The organism is Paenibacillus psychroresistens, assembly GCF_009728935.1.
GTDB classification, from domain to species: domain Bacteria; phylum Bacillota; class Bacilli; order Paenibacillales; family NBRC-103111; genus Paenibacillus_AC; species Paenibacillus_AC psychroresistens.
Genome location: NZ_CP034235.1, coordinates 3,832,452 through 3,846,556 on the forward strand (window position 1 = coordinate 3,832,452; position 14,105 = coordinate 3,846,556).

Annotated in this window: 13 protein-coding genes; 11 read left to right on the plus strand and 2 right to left on the minus strand. The window is 40.0% G+C overall.

Annotation, left to right across the window (positions count from 1 at the left end; all coding sequences use genetic code 11):
* The first annotated feature begins 133 nt into the window (after nucleotides 1-133).
* The 7 genes from EHS13_RS17360 to EHS13_RS17390 all read left to right on the plus strand — a co-directional run bounded on the left by EHS13_RS17360 (nucleotide 134) and on the right by EHS13_RS17390 (nucleotide 6,797).
* The gene (locus EHS13_RS17360) at nucleotides 134-688 is read left to right on the plus strand and encodes an RNA polymerase sigma factor (protein ID WP_155701582.1); all 555 of its coding nucleotides are present in this window, start codon (nucleotides 134-136) and stop codon (nucleotides 686-688) included.
* The gene (locus tag EHS13_RS17365; protein WP_155701583.1) at nucleotides 675-2,234 is read left to right on the plus strand and encodes a VPS10 domain-containing protein; all 1,560 of its coding nucleotides are present in this window, start codon (nucleotides 675-677) and stop codon (nucleotides 2,232-2,234) included. Before EHS13_RS17360 ends, EHS13_RS17365 begins: the two co-directional genes overlap by 14 nt.
* A 221-nt stretch (nucleotides 2,235-2,455) precedes the next feature.
* Nucleotides 2,456-2,962 carry a C40 family peptidase gene (locus EHS13_RS17370; protein ID WP_155701584.1) on the plus strand — a complete coding sequence of 169 codons (507 nt, stop codon included), beginning with the start codon at nucleotides 2,456-2,458 and terminating at the stop codon, nucleotides 2,960-2,962.
* 206 nt (nucleotides 2,963-3,168) lie between these two features.
* The gene (gene wecB / locus EHS13_RS17375; protein WP_155701585.1) at nucleotides 3,169-4,260 is read left to right on the plus strand and encodes a non-hydrolyzing UDP-N-acetylglucosamine 2-epimerase; all 1,092 of its coding nucleotides are present in this window, start codon (nucleotides 3,169-3,171) and stop codon (nucleotides 4,258-4,260) included.
* Complete coding sequence (locus tag EHS13_RS17380) at nucleotides 4,253-5,239, plus strand: polysaccharide biosynthesis protein (protein ID WP_155701586.1); 987 nt, start codon at nucleotides 4,253-4,255, stop codon at nucleotides 5,237-5,239. Before wecB ends, EHS13_RS17380 begins: the two co-directional genes overlap by 8 nt.
* Nucleotides 5,236-6,087, plus strand: a complete 852-nt coding sequence (locus EHS13_RS17385) for a dTDP-4-dehydrorhamnose reductase family protein (RefSeq protein WP_155701587.1) — start codon at nucleotides 5,236-5,238, stop codon at nucleotides 6,085-6,087. The genes EHS13_RS17380 and EHS13_RS17385 overlap by 4 nt, the downstream gene beginning before the upstream one ends.
* A 5-nt stretch (nucleotides 6,088-6,092) precedes the next feature.
* A complete protein-coding gene (locus EHS13_RS17390; RefSeq protein ID WP_162463146.1) occupies nucleotides 6,093-6,797 on the plus strand; it encodes a glycosyltransferase family 2 protein in 705 nt (234 codons plus the stop codon).
* A gap of 19 nt (nucleotides 6,798-6,816) precedes the next feature.
* Here the strand turns inward: EHS13_RS17390 and EHS13_RS17395 are convergent, their stop codons facing one another.
* Nucleotides 6,817-8,436, minus strand: a complete 1,620-nt coding sequence (locus EHS13_RS17395) for an alpha-galactosidase (protein ID WP_155701589.1) — start codon at nucleotides 8,434-8,436, stop codon at nucleotides 6,817-6,819.
* 130 nt (nucleotides 8,437-8,566) lie between these two features.
* Here EHS13_RS17395 and EHS13_RS17400 point away from each other — a divergent pair, with 130 nt between their 5' ends.
* Nucleotides 8,567-8,980: a VOC family protein gene (locus EHS13_RS17400; protein ID WP_155701590.1), complete on the plus strand. Its 414-nt coding sequence runs from the start codon at nucleotides 8,567-8,569 to the stop codon at nucleotides 8,978-8,980.
* Nucleotides 8,981-9,003: 23 nt separating this feature from the next.
* Here EHS13_RS17400 and EHS13_RS17405 read toward each other — a convergent pair whose 3' ends face one another.
* A complete protein-coding gene (locus tag EHS13_RS17405; protein ID WP_319633429.1) occupies nucleotides 9,004-10,923 on the minus strand; it encodes a terpene cyclase/mutase family protein in 1,920 nt (639 codons plus the stop codon).
* Between the two features lie 359 nt (nucleotides 10,924-11,282).
* Between EHS13_RS17405 and EHS13_RS17410 the strand changes: the two genes are divergently transcribed.
* From EHS13_RS17410 to EHS13_RS17420, 3 genes are all read left to right on the plus strand, one after another.
* Complete coding sequence (locus tag EHS13_RS17410) at nucleotides 11,283-12,035, plus strand: YheC/YheD family protein (protein ID WP_155701592.1); 753 nt, start codon at nucleotides 11,283-11,285, stop codon at nucleotides 12,033-12,035.
* A 2-nt stretch (nucleotides 12,036-12,037) separates the two neighbouring features.
* The gene (locus tag EHS13_RS17415) at nucleotides 12,038-12,817 is read left to right on the plus strand and encodes a YheC/YheD family protein (protein ID WP_155701593.1); all 780 of its coding nucleotides are present in this window, start codon (nucleotides 12,038-12,040) and stop codon (nucleotides 12,815-12,817) included.
* Between the two features lie 95 nt (nucleotides 12,818-12,912).
* Complete coding sequence (locus EHS13_RS17420; RefSeq protein ID WP_155701594.1) at nucleotides 12,913-14,100, plus strand: chromate transporter; 1,188 nt, start codon at nucleotides 12,913-12,915, stop codon at nucleotides 14,098-14,100.
* Nucleotides 14,101-14,105: the final 5 nt, after the last annotated feature.

A 14,105-nucleotide genomic window follows, 5' to 3' on the forward strand; every position in this document is an offset into this window, starting at 1 on the left:
GAAATTATTATGCTAATTGTGTGAATTATTATGCTTTCATATAATTTCTATCCATAATGGGAACTTTCTTGCACTTAGTTTGTCTATTCTTAAGACTGTAATATTTCAGCGTAAAATCAAGGAGCATAAGGGGATGATTGCTACGGAACATGACTATCTAATACATGTCGAATACATGGATGATATTAGCTTTCGAAACCTGATGGAGGCGTATGGAGAAGAAGTTTGGGGATATGCTTATTCGATTACACGGAATACTCATCAAGCCGATGATATTGCTCAGGAGGTTTTTCTTAAAGCCTATACGAAAATTGCAGAGTTTCGCGGAGAATCTTCTATTAAGACTTGGCTGCTGACGATCACTCGCAATCTTGCCTATAATATACGCAAATCAGCCTTCATTCGTAGAGTTACTTTAGTAGATGTTGTACGAGGGAGCGGATCGCAGAATTCAGCCGAAAGTCAGTATTTGGATCAGTCTTATACAGATGACCTCTGGAAGATAGTGATGAAGCTGCCTACCAAATATCGTGAAGTGCTGCAGCTTGATGCCAGGCACCAATTATCTGGTAAGGAAATGTCCAGTTTGTTGGGCATTTCCGAAGGTACGGTGAAATCCCGGCTTTATCGGGCTCGCCAAGCGGTAACGAAATCACTTAAGGAGGCAAATGGCCATGAAAACGACTAAGCCCGATTGGTATGATAAGCTGGAAGAAGGGCCTTTTATTAATAAAAAATTTACTGAAGTCATGATGCGCCAGACGGAAGCAAACGTTAAAGGTGTATCACAATTTAAGCGAAATCATTCCTCAAGAATGGTATGGGGTTCAATTATTATTGCTTGCTCACTTGGTATTATACTCAGTCTGAATTGGGATCATTTAGATCTTTGGTTAAAAACAAGCAAGCAATCGATCACAGTTAATAATCCAGTATCCACTCAAACTCCTAAACCTGGGATAACCTTTATTTCTAAAGAAGAAGCTATGCGAATTGCAAAAGCAATGGACGCTAACGCAGAGTTACAATGGTCTGCTTTTTTCAAGGAAAATGTGCAGGGCGAGCCAGATAAGCCAGATGTATATTCGGTATGGATCGTTAAAGCTCTTTATCCAGCAGGAAACAACATGAAAGTAACAATGGATGCCATTACAGGCAAGATTCTCAGCTTAGGGGAAGGAGAAGCACCCTCGCAGCGAGATCTAACCCCTGAGAATACAGCTTTATATAAAGATCTAAAGAGCTTTCAAATGATCGATACGAAAATTGGTTGGGCACAAACGACTAGGAATATATTACGGACGACTGACGGGGGCAATACATGGAAAACCCAACATATCGCTGAGATTGATTTTCAATCAAGAAATGTGGAAATCTGGGCTAAGTTCATTGATTCCCTTACTGCTTATGTGGCTGCTCCCGATGGTTCAGGGTCGGGATTAACCGTCTATATAACTAAAGATGGTGGAGAAACTTGGCTTTCTAGCAAAGCAATCAACAATTTAGATCTAAATATTCGAGCAAGCAACCCTAATATAACCTTTGTAAATAAAAATACAGGTTGGATGTTGGCTCACTTTGATACAGCAGAGGGATCTGAGTCTGGGGAATTGTTCAAAACAATGGATAGTGGTCAGACTTGGAAAATAATATCGTGGGTCATTAATCCATTGGAAGGAACTAAATCAGGTGTTACTTTTGCGACTGAGCAGGATGGATATTTAACGGGATCCTCTCAAGAAGACGGAATTTGGTTATTTGCAAGTCATGACGGTGGATTGAATTGGCAAAAACAAACATTGCTAGCACCAAGTGGTTTTTCTGCAGACGGAGGAGCAGCTTATTCATACCCGCCTCAGTTCTTCGAGAGCAAGAAAGGCATATTACCAGTTAGTCTATCTAAGGACGACAAGAAGCCCCTAATATTCTATTCTACGCATGATAGTGGACAAACATGGGAGCCGACGACACCTTTGATCCCCGAACGAAGTAATTTCGAAGCTTGGGACTTTATTGATGCTGATCATGGCTATGCTACAGACGGTGCTAATATATACGTGACTACTGATGGTGCGAGGAGCTGGACCACACATCCACTTGAAACCGCCGAATTTAGAGGTGTTCATCTTGACTTTGTTTCACAAAATGATGGCTTTGCAATAGCTAAATACAATATGTATAAGACTACAGATGGCGGTATTACTTGGGAATTTATGGAGCAAACGGTTAAATAGACCATGGGTATTACGAGAACTGCATTAACATTAGATCAATACAATGAAATTAAGCTGAGAAAATTCTCATTAAACTCTCAGAAACAGGGACGAGACTAGTCAGTGACTTGTCTCGTCCCAATTCTAGTAAATAGTGGTAAATATATTTGTGTTATGCTCTTAGTAAGCTAGCGACTTACGAAATATAGTTTTGGAAACAGAACTTCACAGGAGGAACACAAATGAAATTTTCAATTAAAATGCTGACCACCAAGTTTGTTACCGTGAGCCTCGCGCTTACAGTTGCTTTTTCTGCAAGCGCTGCAATCTTAATGCCTCAACCGGTACAAGCCTATTCCAAGAATATTCAGACAGGCATTAATCTGATCACCACTGCCAATTGGTATCTCGGAGTAAGGTATAAATTTGGAGCCAAAACGAACATTGAATATGAGTTTGACTGCTCTTCATTAACTAAGTATGTGTTTGGGCGTAATTACATGTATTTACCGCGTACTTCTATTGAACAATCGAAGATGGGCAAGTATGTTTCCAAAAGCAATTTGAAAAAAGGTGATCTGGTATTCTTCACAACATCTGCTTCTGGTAAAAAGATTGCGCATGTCGGCATTTACTCGGAAAAAGGTTATTTCGTGCATACCTATGGTAAAGGCGGAGTTACATACTCCAATATTAATTCAGGCTGGTGGAAAGATCATTATGTTACTGCACGTCGAATTTTTGGATAAGCTATTATTGAGGTGTTAATTACACAAATTAATTATGAGAAGCAAGCTGCCCTGGCAGCTTGCTTTTTTGTTGTGGAAATGTTGATCTTTGTGGTTATTTAGACCAATCGTAGTGGACATATATGGTGCCGTATAGTTAATTATTCTAATATAATGTCCTATCTTATGAAAAAAATACGAGAAACTGAAAGGGAGTGGCGTGGGGATTGAAAATTGCAACAATCTTAGGGACTCGTCCTGAAATAATTAGATTGAGCCTTATTCTTAATAAATTAAACCTATATGCGGACCATCCCATTCTGATTCATACTGGACAGAACTATACCCATTCTCTTAATCGTTTATTTTTTCAAGAAATGCAGCTAAGAGATCCCGATTATCTGTTAAATGATCAATTTCAATCACTTGGCGGTCAATTATCGATGATGTTTCGTGAAATAGAAAAAATCCTACTACAGGAGAAACCCGATAAAGTGCTGGTATTAGGTGATACGAATAGTGCCCTAAGCGCCATTCTAGCAGAACGGATGGGTATTCCTGTTATTCATATGGAAGCCGGAAATCGCTGCTTCAATCTCGAAGTGCCGGAAGAAAAGAATCGAAAAGTAATAGATGCCATCTCAAGCTATAACTTGCCTTATACCAAACAAAGTAAAGAAAACTTACTGAGTGAAGGGGTTCCTGTTCAGCGGATCATTCTGACAGGCAATCCTATCTACGAAGTGCTGCAGCACTATCAGCCGCAAATAGATTCTAGCACCCTATTAAATAAACTTAACCTTAAAGCTAGATCCTATTTTCTGGTTACGGCTCATCGCTCAGAAAATGTAGATCATCCACAGCGCTTGCAAGAAATTATCAATGGATTGAATTTGATTGCTGAATTGTATCAGCTTCGTCTTATTTTCAGCGTTCATCCAAGAACTCGTGCACGCATTGAGCAAAACCTTTCGACGACTATTCATCCTTTAATTGAATTTCATGAGCCGTTTGGATTTTTTGATTTTGCGCACTTAGAGAAACACGCACTTTGTGTGCTGACAGACAGTGGTACCGTTCAAGAGGAGTGCTGTATTTACCATGTGCCGACGGTTACGATGCGTAACAGCACGGAAAGGCCAGAAACCGTTGATTGTGGAAGCAATATAGTTGCAGGTATTGGTGGAATACAAATACTAGCAGCCACTAAACTAATGGTCCAGCTACCGACAGATTGGTGCTGTCCGGAGGGATATCTCGATACGAATGTTTCTGATAAGGTGATCAAATTTTTACTGGGAGGCAAGTGCGATGTTTGATAGCTCAATTATTCTGGTAACAGGTGGGACGGGATCGTGGGGGTACGAGTTAGTAAGCCAGTTGCTGAAATTGAATCCATTGAAAATCATTGTATTCTCAAGAAACGAGAACAACCAAGTGAAAATGGAGCGTGCCTTTAATAATCCTCACCTGCAATTCTGCATTGGGGATGTCAGGGATTTAAATGAGGTAACTAGAGCAAGTAAAGGAGTCGATTATATTTTTCATTTGGCAGCCTTAAAGCATGTTCCTGTCTGTGAGGATCAACCCTTTGAGGCTTTAAAAACGAATGTAATCGGGACCAAGAATATTATTGATGCTGCGATTAAGAATAAAGTAAAGGTAGTAGTGGCTATTTCCACTGATAAAGCTGCCAATCCTTCCAATTTTTACGGAATGACGAAAGCAATGGGTGAAAAATTGATTGTATCTGCAAACCTGCAGAATTCAGATACAAAATTTATCTGTGTTAGAGGTGGCAATCTTCTAGGAAGCAACGGGAGTGTCATGCATTTATTTATTAAACAAATTAAGGAAAAACGTAAGATTGGGATTACAGATAAACTTATGACGCGGTTTTTCCTTAATATTCAAGAAGCCATAGATCTCCTATTAAAAGCAACTGCAATAGGTCAAGGAGGAGAGATTTTCGTAATGGCAACGCCAGCCTGCAGGATTATCGATCTGGCACAAGTACTAGTTGAAGCATCGGGTGAAAAAACAGTCGAATTTATCGAGCTTGGCATTCGTCCAGGTGAAAAAACCCATGAGATCCTTTATACCGAATTTGAAAGCCAATCTACAGTTGTTTACGACGAACAATTATTAGTCATTTTACCTACGATCGACATCCCAGACTTACAGGCATTTTATTACCCATATCCACAAGTTTCATTTAAAAATTATAGTTCAAACGACGCTTTAATGAGTATTAATGAAATTAAAAGCATGCTTCTCCTTGGAGGTTTTATATCATGAAGTTATTGATTCTGGGTGGTCATGGGATGGCTGGACATGTGATGGTGAAATATTTCACCAAATGTACGGATTACAATGTTAGTTTTACAACTCGGGATAAACGCCATGCAACTGGATTATATATGGATGCTAGCGATTCTATAATGGTAGAGAAAATCATTGAAGCGGTGTCTCCCAATGTAATTATCAATTGTATTGGTTTGTTGAATGATAATGCGGCTAAGAATAAATTGGATGCTTATCGAATAAACGGTTTATTTCCTCATGAATTACGGAGAATTGCGGACAGAACTGGAAGCATATTGATTCACATTAGCACCGATTGTGTATTCTCAGGAATGCGAGGCGATTATACAGAAACGGATCGACCCGACGGTACTTCCACTTATGCCCGGACCAAGGCGCTTGGAGAAGTCATTCATGAGAATCATTTAACCATTCGGACTTCCATTATTGGTCCTGAAATTAGGGGGAATGGTATTGGATTATTACATTGGTTTCTGCAGCAGCAAGGAGTCGTCAAAGGTTTCTCAAATGTGATGTGGAACGGTTTAACAACCATTGAGCTTGCAAAAGCGATTCATTATATTATCCAGCATCCTATTGTCGGCTTGCTTCATTTAGTTTCACCAGAGAAGATCAGCAAGCTCGAGCTGCTGAAGCACTTTCAGCAAACGTTCAGTATTCAGGATATTAAATTGGAGACGGAAGGGGCTGTCATTATGGATCGAACTCTAGTAAATACTCGTAAAGACTTTCATTATGAGATTCCAGTATATAAGCAGCAAATGATTGAGCTGCTAAATTGGATGAGTTCTCCCATTCAGATGAATTGGGAATGGAGGTAGATCAGGTGAAGGTTTCAATTATTATTCCCTTTTATAATTGTCCCTATATTGATCAAGCACTTGAAAGTGCGCTAAACCAGACTTATTCCAACATCGAAATTGTTCTTGTCAACGACGGTTCAACCTTACATTTGGATAAATTGCAGCCTTTTCGCTCCCGAATTAAATATATCCATCAATATAATGCCGGAACAGGAAATGCACTGAATGCAGCGATTCGAAATTCCACAGGAGAGTATGTCACCTGGCTAAGCTCCGATGACGTTTATTACCCCAATAAAGTGGAAGACCAGCTTTATTACATGCTTAAATATCAGGTTTCGTTTAGTTTTACTAATTGGGATGTGATTGACGCGGCTAATAATGTAATAGCTGCTTCTTATGGGCAGCGAGTAAACTCCAAACGGGAGCTTGCAGAAAGCTTCCTGCTGGGAAATCCAATTAACGGCTGTACGGTCATGATGAGCAAGGAAATGCTTAAAATTAGCGGAGTGTTTGATAAATCCCTTCGTTATACCCATGATTATGATTTGTGGATGCGTATAATGCTGGCAGGCTATGAGTTATCATTTATTGATAAAACCTTAGTTAAATATCGCGATCATCCGCAAATGGGGTCAAGAAAACATCGAACGGATATTGAACATGAAATTAAGGCTCTCCAAACCAGCTATCAATCCAAGCTGAGTCAATTTATTGGAACTCTTTAAGCTGGGACGACTGCCCCCTTCAACTACGTTTTCTGTTAACTAATAAAGTGGATATCAGAAGAATAACTAGAAGAATGAGCAAGCCAAAACCATATTTTCGGATAGGTGAGGTTTTTTGGATAGGTTGTTGATGGAGAGCTTTGGAATTAATGTTGGATGGATTGGAAAAATTATAGTAGTTCCCTGTGCGATAAGGTGAGGTTAGCTTAAGGACTTTTACTGCATGTGGTGCCAAAGTAGTTTTATAAACGGATATTAAACCAAGCTCAGTTCCACCCCAAAGATCTCTTACCGAGAAGGCATCCATGGATCCAAATGTTTTAAGCAAATTAACTTTCACTGTTTTTGATGAGTCGCTGCGATTGAATAAACCGAGCACCCAGTCTCCATTTGGCAGCTGCCCAGCCCATCTTTCGCTGTCTTTTTGATTGATCGGATAGGCTGCTTTATTCTTGTAAAGGGGTTTGCCGACAAAGCCTTGTTTGTTTAATGCAAGCAGCTCTTCATTCTGATAAAAGATATAGTCCGCTGGAGCAAGAGTATCATATTGATCTGCCATAGCAATTGGTGCACCTGCCATAATACTTAGTGAGATGGATGTCTGTTTCTCATTATCATTATTTAGCTTTCGTAATCTTTGAAAATCCGTATCGAGCACCATGCTGCCGTGGCCGCTAATATCGGAGAAAGCAGTTAATCCTTGAAAAGTATTCGCCCATTGCGACCAAACCGCTTTAGAGGTTTGTCTTCTGCCGCTAAGATGCTCCCAACCACCTGCAAAAACATCTTCGTTAATCCGGATCATATCTCCATACTTGAGTTCGGTGGCAGCATGATTTTTAAGATGGGGCATAACAAAGCTAAGCTCAATATCATCTCCTGCAGCCTCAGACATCCAACGTAAGGCTGTTTCATAATTAGCTGATCCATGAGAAATTCCCACGATCTTATCACTATCTGTGCCTGTTTCAAACCAAGAAAGAAAATCAATCCGCAAAAACTTCACATTCATTTGTTTGAAATAATCCACATATCCTTTGATGTATTGCTCAGCTCCGGCCTTAGTAACATCCACCCAATAAGGGTGCTTCGAGGGATTTGGATTACCTGTGAAAAAGTCACCTGGAGCAACGATATCTTTAATACTAATTGAAGTGCCTATCACTTTTTTCGTTGGATCGTTGACTGCCGCTTGCGTTACCCATAAAGGATTATAGTAGACCCCCATATCCAAGCCAAGCGCATTTACCTCTTGAGTAACCTTATTCCATGAGTGCTCAGGGAGCCAGCTATCATTATGGCTCAGAACATAACCATTTTGATTGGTTTGGGTCGCACCTTCAATCCAGCCATCCGTTGAAACCATCTGATACCCATAAGGCATGAAATTTTGCGCAAACCAATTTACATTGGCTAACCATCGGCTATAAGGTAAGAAAGTATCATTATCGTACTGATATTCATAGCTTATCCAATATAAAGGTCCAGTTCCTGATCGGGTAAATGCACTATCTCTTGCCACAATTCTCGAAGGGTTAAAAGCTGTAGTAAGGAAAGTGAAAATAATAATAACAATTACCAACAATCGACCCGAAATCGTGCGTTTGTGCATAGCAAGGTTAAACTCCTTTTTGTTCATTTAGGCTATTTTACTCCCCTTGAGTGATTTTCATCCAAATCCTATGAGAAAAAATGAATTTTCTACGCCTGATAAATTTCATTTTATGGTAATATAAGTAGATCAAATCATTTATAGAGGAGTGATTAAGATGGCTAAAGAAATCTGGTTGAATCTTCCTGTGAAGGATCTTAAGAAATCAAAAGAATTTTTCAGCAAGCTAGGATTTTCCTTTCATCCGCGACATGAGAACAGTGAGGATGCAGCCGGCTTAATTGTTGGAGAAAAGAATTTTATGATCATGCTTTTCCCAGAGGCTACTTTCAAGAGCTTTACGAGAAATGAGATTACAGATACGAGTTTATCGACCGAAGTATTGCTTTCTATTGATGCTGAATCGAGAGAAGCGGTTGATGAAATAGTCATCAAAGCGGAGCAAGCTGGAGGGATTATACATAGTAAGCCTGAAGGTAAGGGCTGGTTGTACGGCTGCGTTTTTGCTGACTTGGATGGACACAGATGGAATGTGTTGTATATGGATATGAGTATGATGCCCACTCACTGATAAAGTGAGTTTTTTCTTTTTCATCAACAATTATTCTCATGTTCCACTGGGCTGCCAATCGTATCTTCATACTTACTCTTATAATGACTAAGTGCTAGCAATGGCCAAATATAGGGATAGCTGTGGTAACGGCTATAAAATTGGCCAGGTAATCCAGCTCCTGTTGGGTAAGCTTCTTGGTTTAATTTATTTAAGTTGTTTAGGAGATAATTAATGCCGTTAATAATTGTTGAATTCATTATCGGATAGCAGGCTATCAATGCATCGACTGCCCAAGCAGTTTGAATAAGAGTAGATTGATGTAACGGGACATACTGTTTCACGTGATCACTTGAGCACGATTCACCCCAGCCACCATCGGAATTTTGTATACTGCTCAACCATTCCGCACCTTTGCGAATATGACTCTGATCCTGGTTTTCTCCGACTGCTATCATGCCAGTTAAAGCAGCCCATGTGCCATAAATGTAACAAATTCCCCAACGACCATACCAAGAACCATCCGTTTCTTGATGTTCCTGCAACCAGCTAACTGCTTTATGAATAAAAGAGTGGCGGGAGGTAAGTCCCGTTTCCTTTCCCAGAAATTCTAAAGTACGCCCTGTTAAATCCGCGGTTGACGGATCAATGGCCGCAGCAGCTGCTCCTTTAAAAGGGAGTAGGGTCATCATGGGATTGTTCGTTTTTTTCTCAAATGCAGGCCAGCCTCCGTCTTTATTTTGCATCGATATGATCCATTGAAGTCCCTTATTAAAGGCGTTACGATAGGTTAGATTAGGAACGTCCAAGTTATGTATGGCTCTTAGAGCGGCAGTCGTATCGTCGACATCGGGATTTAAGGTGTTAATATCGGAGAATCCCCAGCCACCTGGAACCGGATTGCGAACGTTTTGACTCCAATCACCTAATTTGTCGTGTTGTCTTGAAAGTAAATAATGGCCTGAAGCTTGAATTGTTGGATGTTTACAGGATAAGTTCGCTTGCTGTAAGGCATGACTGATAAGAGCAGTATCCCAAACAGTTGATGATGAATTTTGAATGTGGATGGTGCCATCAGTATGGTATTGGAGTGACTTGAGGCCTTGAACAGCGCGTGCGATTGGTGGATGGTGTTTATCGTAGCCAAGTGATAACAGCGCAAAAATCATAAAAATAGTAGCGCTGCTATAGCTATATAAGGTTCCGTCGGCTTCAATACGATCGAGCATGAATTGCTCCGCTTTGTGAAGGGCTTTTTGATGAAGCTGGTCTGGCAGTGAAGTCACTTTATCCATAATTAAATTCAATTCATTCCAAATCGAATTAGATCGTTGACTATGTTCAGGCAGATCAAGTAAGGAAGGATCCAAACGAAATAAATTTGAAAGCTCAGGAGTTCGCTCATTAGTGATGATAAATCGTTTTTCTGCCAGCAGCATAACCGGAGCGAGGTGAACGCGGGCATATCCGGAAAAATCAAAGAAATTCACAGGTGAAATTGAGGGGACTAGCAGCAATTCTAAGGGGAGCGGGAAGAAGGAAGGCCATAAATTTTGTCCGCAGCAGGTAAGAATGATTCGGGTCATTAGACTATCTATTTTAGATATCCCGCCATGTGTTTCAATAAAATGTTTGGCGTTCTGGATATGCGGATCAGAGGGCTGACTATATTTGGAATACAACAGGGCGAAAACGGCTTCGACCGTTGCAGATAAATTTCCTTCCTGCTCGTCGGGATATACTTTCCAAGCACCATTAGTCTCTTGCTTAGTACTAATACGATGATGTAGCGCACGAATCAATAACTCATCATCAATCTTCAAGGTCCGTAATGTAATTATCATATAGGCGTCTGTCATCACACCACTTTCATAGCTGAAACGCCAGGAGCCATCCGCGGATTGCTTCTTGATTAGATCATTTGTTAAATATTCAAGGGCTTGTTGAACCTGTTTCCTTATCATTTTCATCTCACCTTGCCTTTTTCATACATACGCATTCTTGGCGTTGTTCATTCTTAAGTATGAAAATTGAACTTCATGACCTGTGGTTTGCTGAATTTAGCTAAGGCACATTATGAATAGGACAACATTTAACCTTATATACGAATGATTTGCAATCTCCAAGTCATTTGCATGGCTGGATGGCTACTAGCCCATCAGGCTTTATCATGGTTTGCCAATGCTCATCAACAAAGATTCCATGCAGTATAAAAATCAATATCAAAAGAAAATAATTTTAGAATATAGCCGTTCCCCCTCCAAACTATGTGTATAAAATATGGTGTTAGCGCTCACGCCAGATAAGGGGAGAGGGTAAAGATATGCCTGGAAAATGGGGATTACATACATTCTACTCGAAGGATCGCAAAATTCGACGCTTATTGCCTAAAACAAAGGTTTTAAGCAAAGCATCTCTTCGTAAGCTTATAAAGCGTTATGGATCCGTCTATATTAAACCGAATATGGAGCATATGGGAAAAGGCATTATGAAAGCAGTTAAGACTTCGAAGAAATACAAGCTGGTTAGAGTCAATAAAGGTAAGCATAAGTTTTCTAATGTCCAGAAATTGATTAGAAAAGTTAAGAAAATAACGCGGAATAAACCATATATTATTCAAAAAACAATCCCGCTCGCCCATTATCGCGGACGTTCATATGATATTCGAGTCATGATGATGAGAAATAAACAGGACAAATGGACCTATATAGGTATGCTCGCCAAAGTGATGGGGCCATCAAGCATTATTAGCAATATTCGGCGAGGCGGAGGGTATGCCATAACCGTAGGGCAAGCATTGAAGAAATCTGTAGCTCCTGCAGCCAGAAAACGAAAAAAGCTTAAGCGTAAGCTTATTAAGACCAGTTACCGCATTTGTAAAAGATTTAACCGTTACAAGTATAGCTCACAAATTGGAATTGATTATGCTGTGGATAAACGCGGACGATTATGGTTGATTGAAGTTAATTTTGATTTTCCGTCACACGGATTATTTGCACGCTTACCTGATAAATCCATATATCGTTTAATTAAACGCACACGTGCCAAATACTTGAAAGCAAAAGGGCGGAGGTAAGCATGAAAAAATTCAAAAAGTTGATAAAGCGAGGTCAGTACGTAGGAAGCAAGTGGAGTAAAACTAAAGTATTATTACAAAATAAATTAATAAGAAAATATATCCCGAAAACAAGAAAATTAAATAAACGGGTATTGAAGTCCATGTTGAAGGAGTTTAAAATGATTTATTTAAAACCTGTTAATGGAACTGCTGGCAGAGGGGTAATTCGTGCAGAGAAGCTCAAAAGTAATGGTAAAAAAACATATAAATATCAACAAGGCAAAGAGAAAAGAAAATTTCCCTCGGTCAGTGCTTTATATCGAAAAATTAAAAAAAGTAAGGTTAAACGCCCCTATATTGCGCAGCAAGGGATACATTTATTGAAGCATAAAAATCGCTTGTTTGATTTGCGAATAATGGTGCAAAGAAATTCAGAAAAGGAATGGGAAACAACCGGTATTATTGGGCGAGCCGCTCATCCTCAAAAAATTGTCACCAATTATCATAATGGAGGAACACCTTTGAGCTTTAAAAAGATTTTTAAATCGCATTTAACAGCTAGAAAAACAAAGAAATACAAAAAAACCTTGAAGAAATTTGGTAAAGATGTAGCAGGAGCAATGAGCCATAAATATCCGAAACTCAACATGCTTGGGGTAGATGTGGGAGTAGACAAGAAGTTAACCCCATGGATCATTGAAGTAAATACAAATCCTGATCTTTATATTTTTAAACAATTAAAGGATAAAGCGACATTTCATAAAATATATCGTTATGCTAAGCAGCTAAAGAGAGCGTAGAATTATAAATGAGCTATCCAGTTTTCATAATGGATAGCTCATTTTAAGTTTAAGTGTCATAATTAGAAAAACGAGTTGAAAAGGGAGCTGTAAGGATGAATCCGCCTGCCAGTAAATTTAAAAAGCTGCTAGAGATTTGGATCGTTTCAACCAAGCTTGGGCTGACCTCATTCGGTGGACCGATTGCTCATCTAGGTTATTTTCATAATGAATACATACGTAAGCGAAAGTGGATGGACGAAGCCAGTTATTCAGAGCTTGTAGCCTTGTGTCAGCTTCTTCCTGGTCCAGCCAGCAGTCAAGTCGGCATTGGTATTGGTCTAATTCGTGCTGGATTTTGGGGAGGAATAATCGCTTGGATCGGCTTTACACTGCCATCAGTTATCCTTCTAGTCTTGTTTGCTTACTTGTTAAAAGGATTAGATATTAGCAATACGGGGTGGATTCACGGGTTGAAAATTGTTGCTGTAGCGATTGTTGCTCAAGCCATTCTTAGCATGGGACAAAAACTCGCACCTGATAAGACGAGAGCTTCCTTCGCAATTATTGCAGCTTCTATCATACTGTTGTGGCAGACCGCGTTTAGCCAAGTGCTGGTAATTATTATTGCCGGGGGATTAGGTTTATGGTTATTTCGAAAAACGAAAATTGTGGAGGCTCCGAGTATTCGGGTTCCAATCAGTCGCAAGGCTGCGATTGCCTGTCTGATTGCATTTGTCGGACTTTTGATTGGGCTACCGCTTATGAGTGGTATAATCTCCAATGGATGGTTAGCTTTGTTTGATAGTTTTTATCGTTCGGGGTCGCTTGTATTTGGCGGGGGGCATGTCGTTTTACCGCTTTTAGAAAGAGAAGTTGTGCCAACAGGCTGGGTAAGCGAAAGTGACTTTCTATCTGGGTATGGAGCAGCCCAAGCAGTTCCCGGCCCTTTGTTCACGTTTGCTGCTTATCTAGGGACTATGGCAAAGGGTGTTTTTGGAGCTGTAATCGCAACAATTGCCATTTTCATTCCAGCCTTCTTGCTCATTATAGGGGCTTTGCCTTTTTGGAACTCTATACGTAGAAACGCTCATGTACAGGCAGCATTAATAGGGATTAATGCATCGGTAGTTGGAATTCTATTAGCTGCACTTTACAATCCTTTATGGACGACAGCAATAAAAATGCCAGCTGACTATGCACTTGCAGCCATACTGTTTGTCATGCTTGTTTTCTGGAAGCTTCCACCGTGGGTAGTTGTCCTTGCAGGTCTAGCAGGCGGGGTGCTATTAAGCCAAATATGAGTAAT

What these genes read in the sequence shown, in the direction of transcription:
- EHS13_RS17410 (WP_155701592.1), top strand. Translation starts at nt 11,283, where the DNA reads ATGCCTGGAAAATGGGGATTACATACATTCTACTCGAAGGATCGCAAA.
- EHS13_RS17370 (WP_155701584.1), top strand. Translation starts at nt 2,456, where the DNA reads ATGAAATTTTCAATTAAAATGCTGACCACCAAGTTTGTTACCGTGAGC.
- EHS13_RS17400 (WP_155701590.1), top strand. Translation starts at nt 8,567, where the DNA reads ATGGCTAAAGAAATCTGGTTGAATCTTCCTGTGAAGGATCTTAAGAAA.
- EHS13_RS17385 (WP_155701587.1), top strand. Translation starts at nt 5,236, where the DNA reads ATGAAGTTATTGATTCTGGGTGGTCATGGGATGGCTGGACATGTGATG.
- EHS13_RS17405 (WP_319633429.1), bottom strand. Translation starts at nt 10,923, where the DNA reads ATGATAAGGAAACAGGTTCAACAAGCCCTTGAATATTTAACAAATGAT.
- EHS13_RS17395 (WP_155701589.1), bottom strand. Translation starts at nt 8,436, where the DNA reads ATGAACAAAAAGGAGTTTAACCTTGCTATGCACAAACGCACGATTTCG.
- EHS13_RS17415 (WP_155701593.1), top strand. Translation starts at nt 12,038, where the DNA reads ATGAAAAAATTCAAAAAGTTGATAAAGCGAGGTCAGTACGTAGGAAGC.
- EHS13_RS17360 (WP_155701582.1), top strand. Translation starts at nt 134, where the DNA reads ATGATTGCTACGGAACATGACTATCTAATACATGTCGAATACATGGAT.
- EHS13_RS17420 (WP_155701594.1), top strand. Translation starts at nt 12,913, where the DNA reads ATGAATCCGCCTGCCAGTAAATTTAAAAAGCTGCTAGAGATTTGGATC.
- EHS13_RS17380 (WP_155701586.1), top strand. Translation starts at nt 4,253, where the DNA reads ATGTTTGATAGCTCAATTATTCTGGTAACAGGTGGGACGGGATCGTGG.
- EHS13_RS17365 (WP_155701583.1), top strand. Translation starts at nt 675, where the DNA reads ATGAAAACGACTAAGCCCGATTGGTATGATAAGCTGGAAGAAGGGCCT.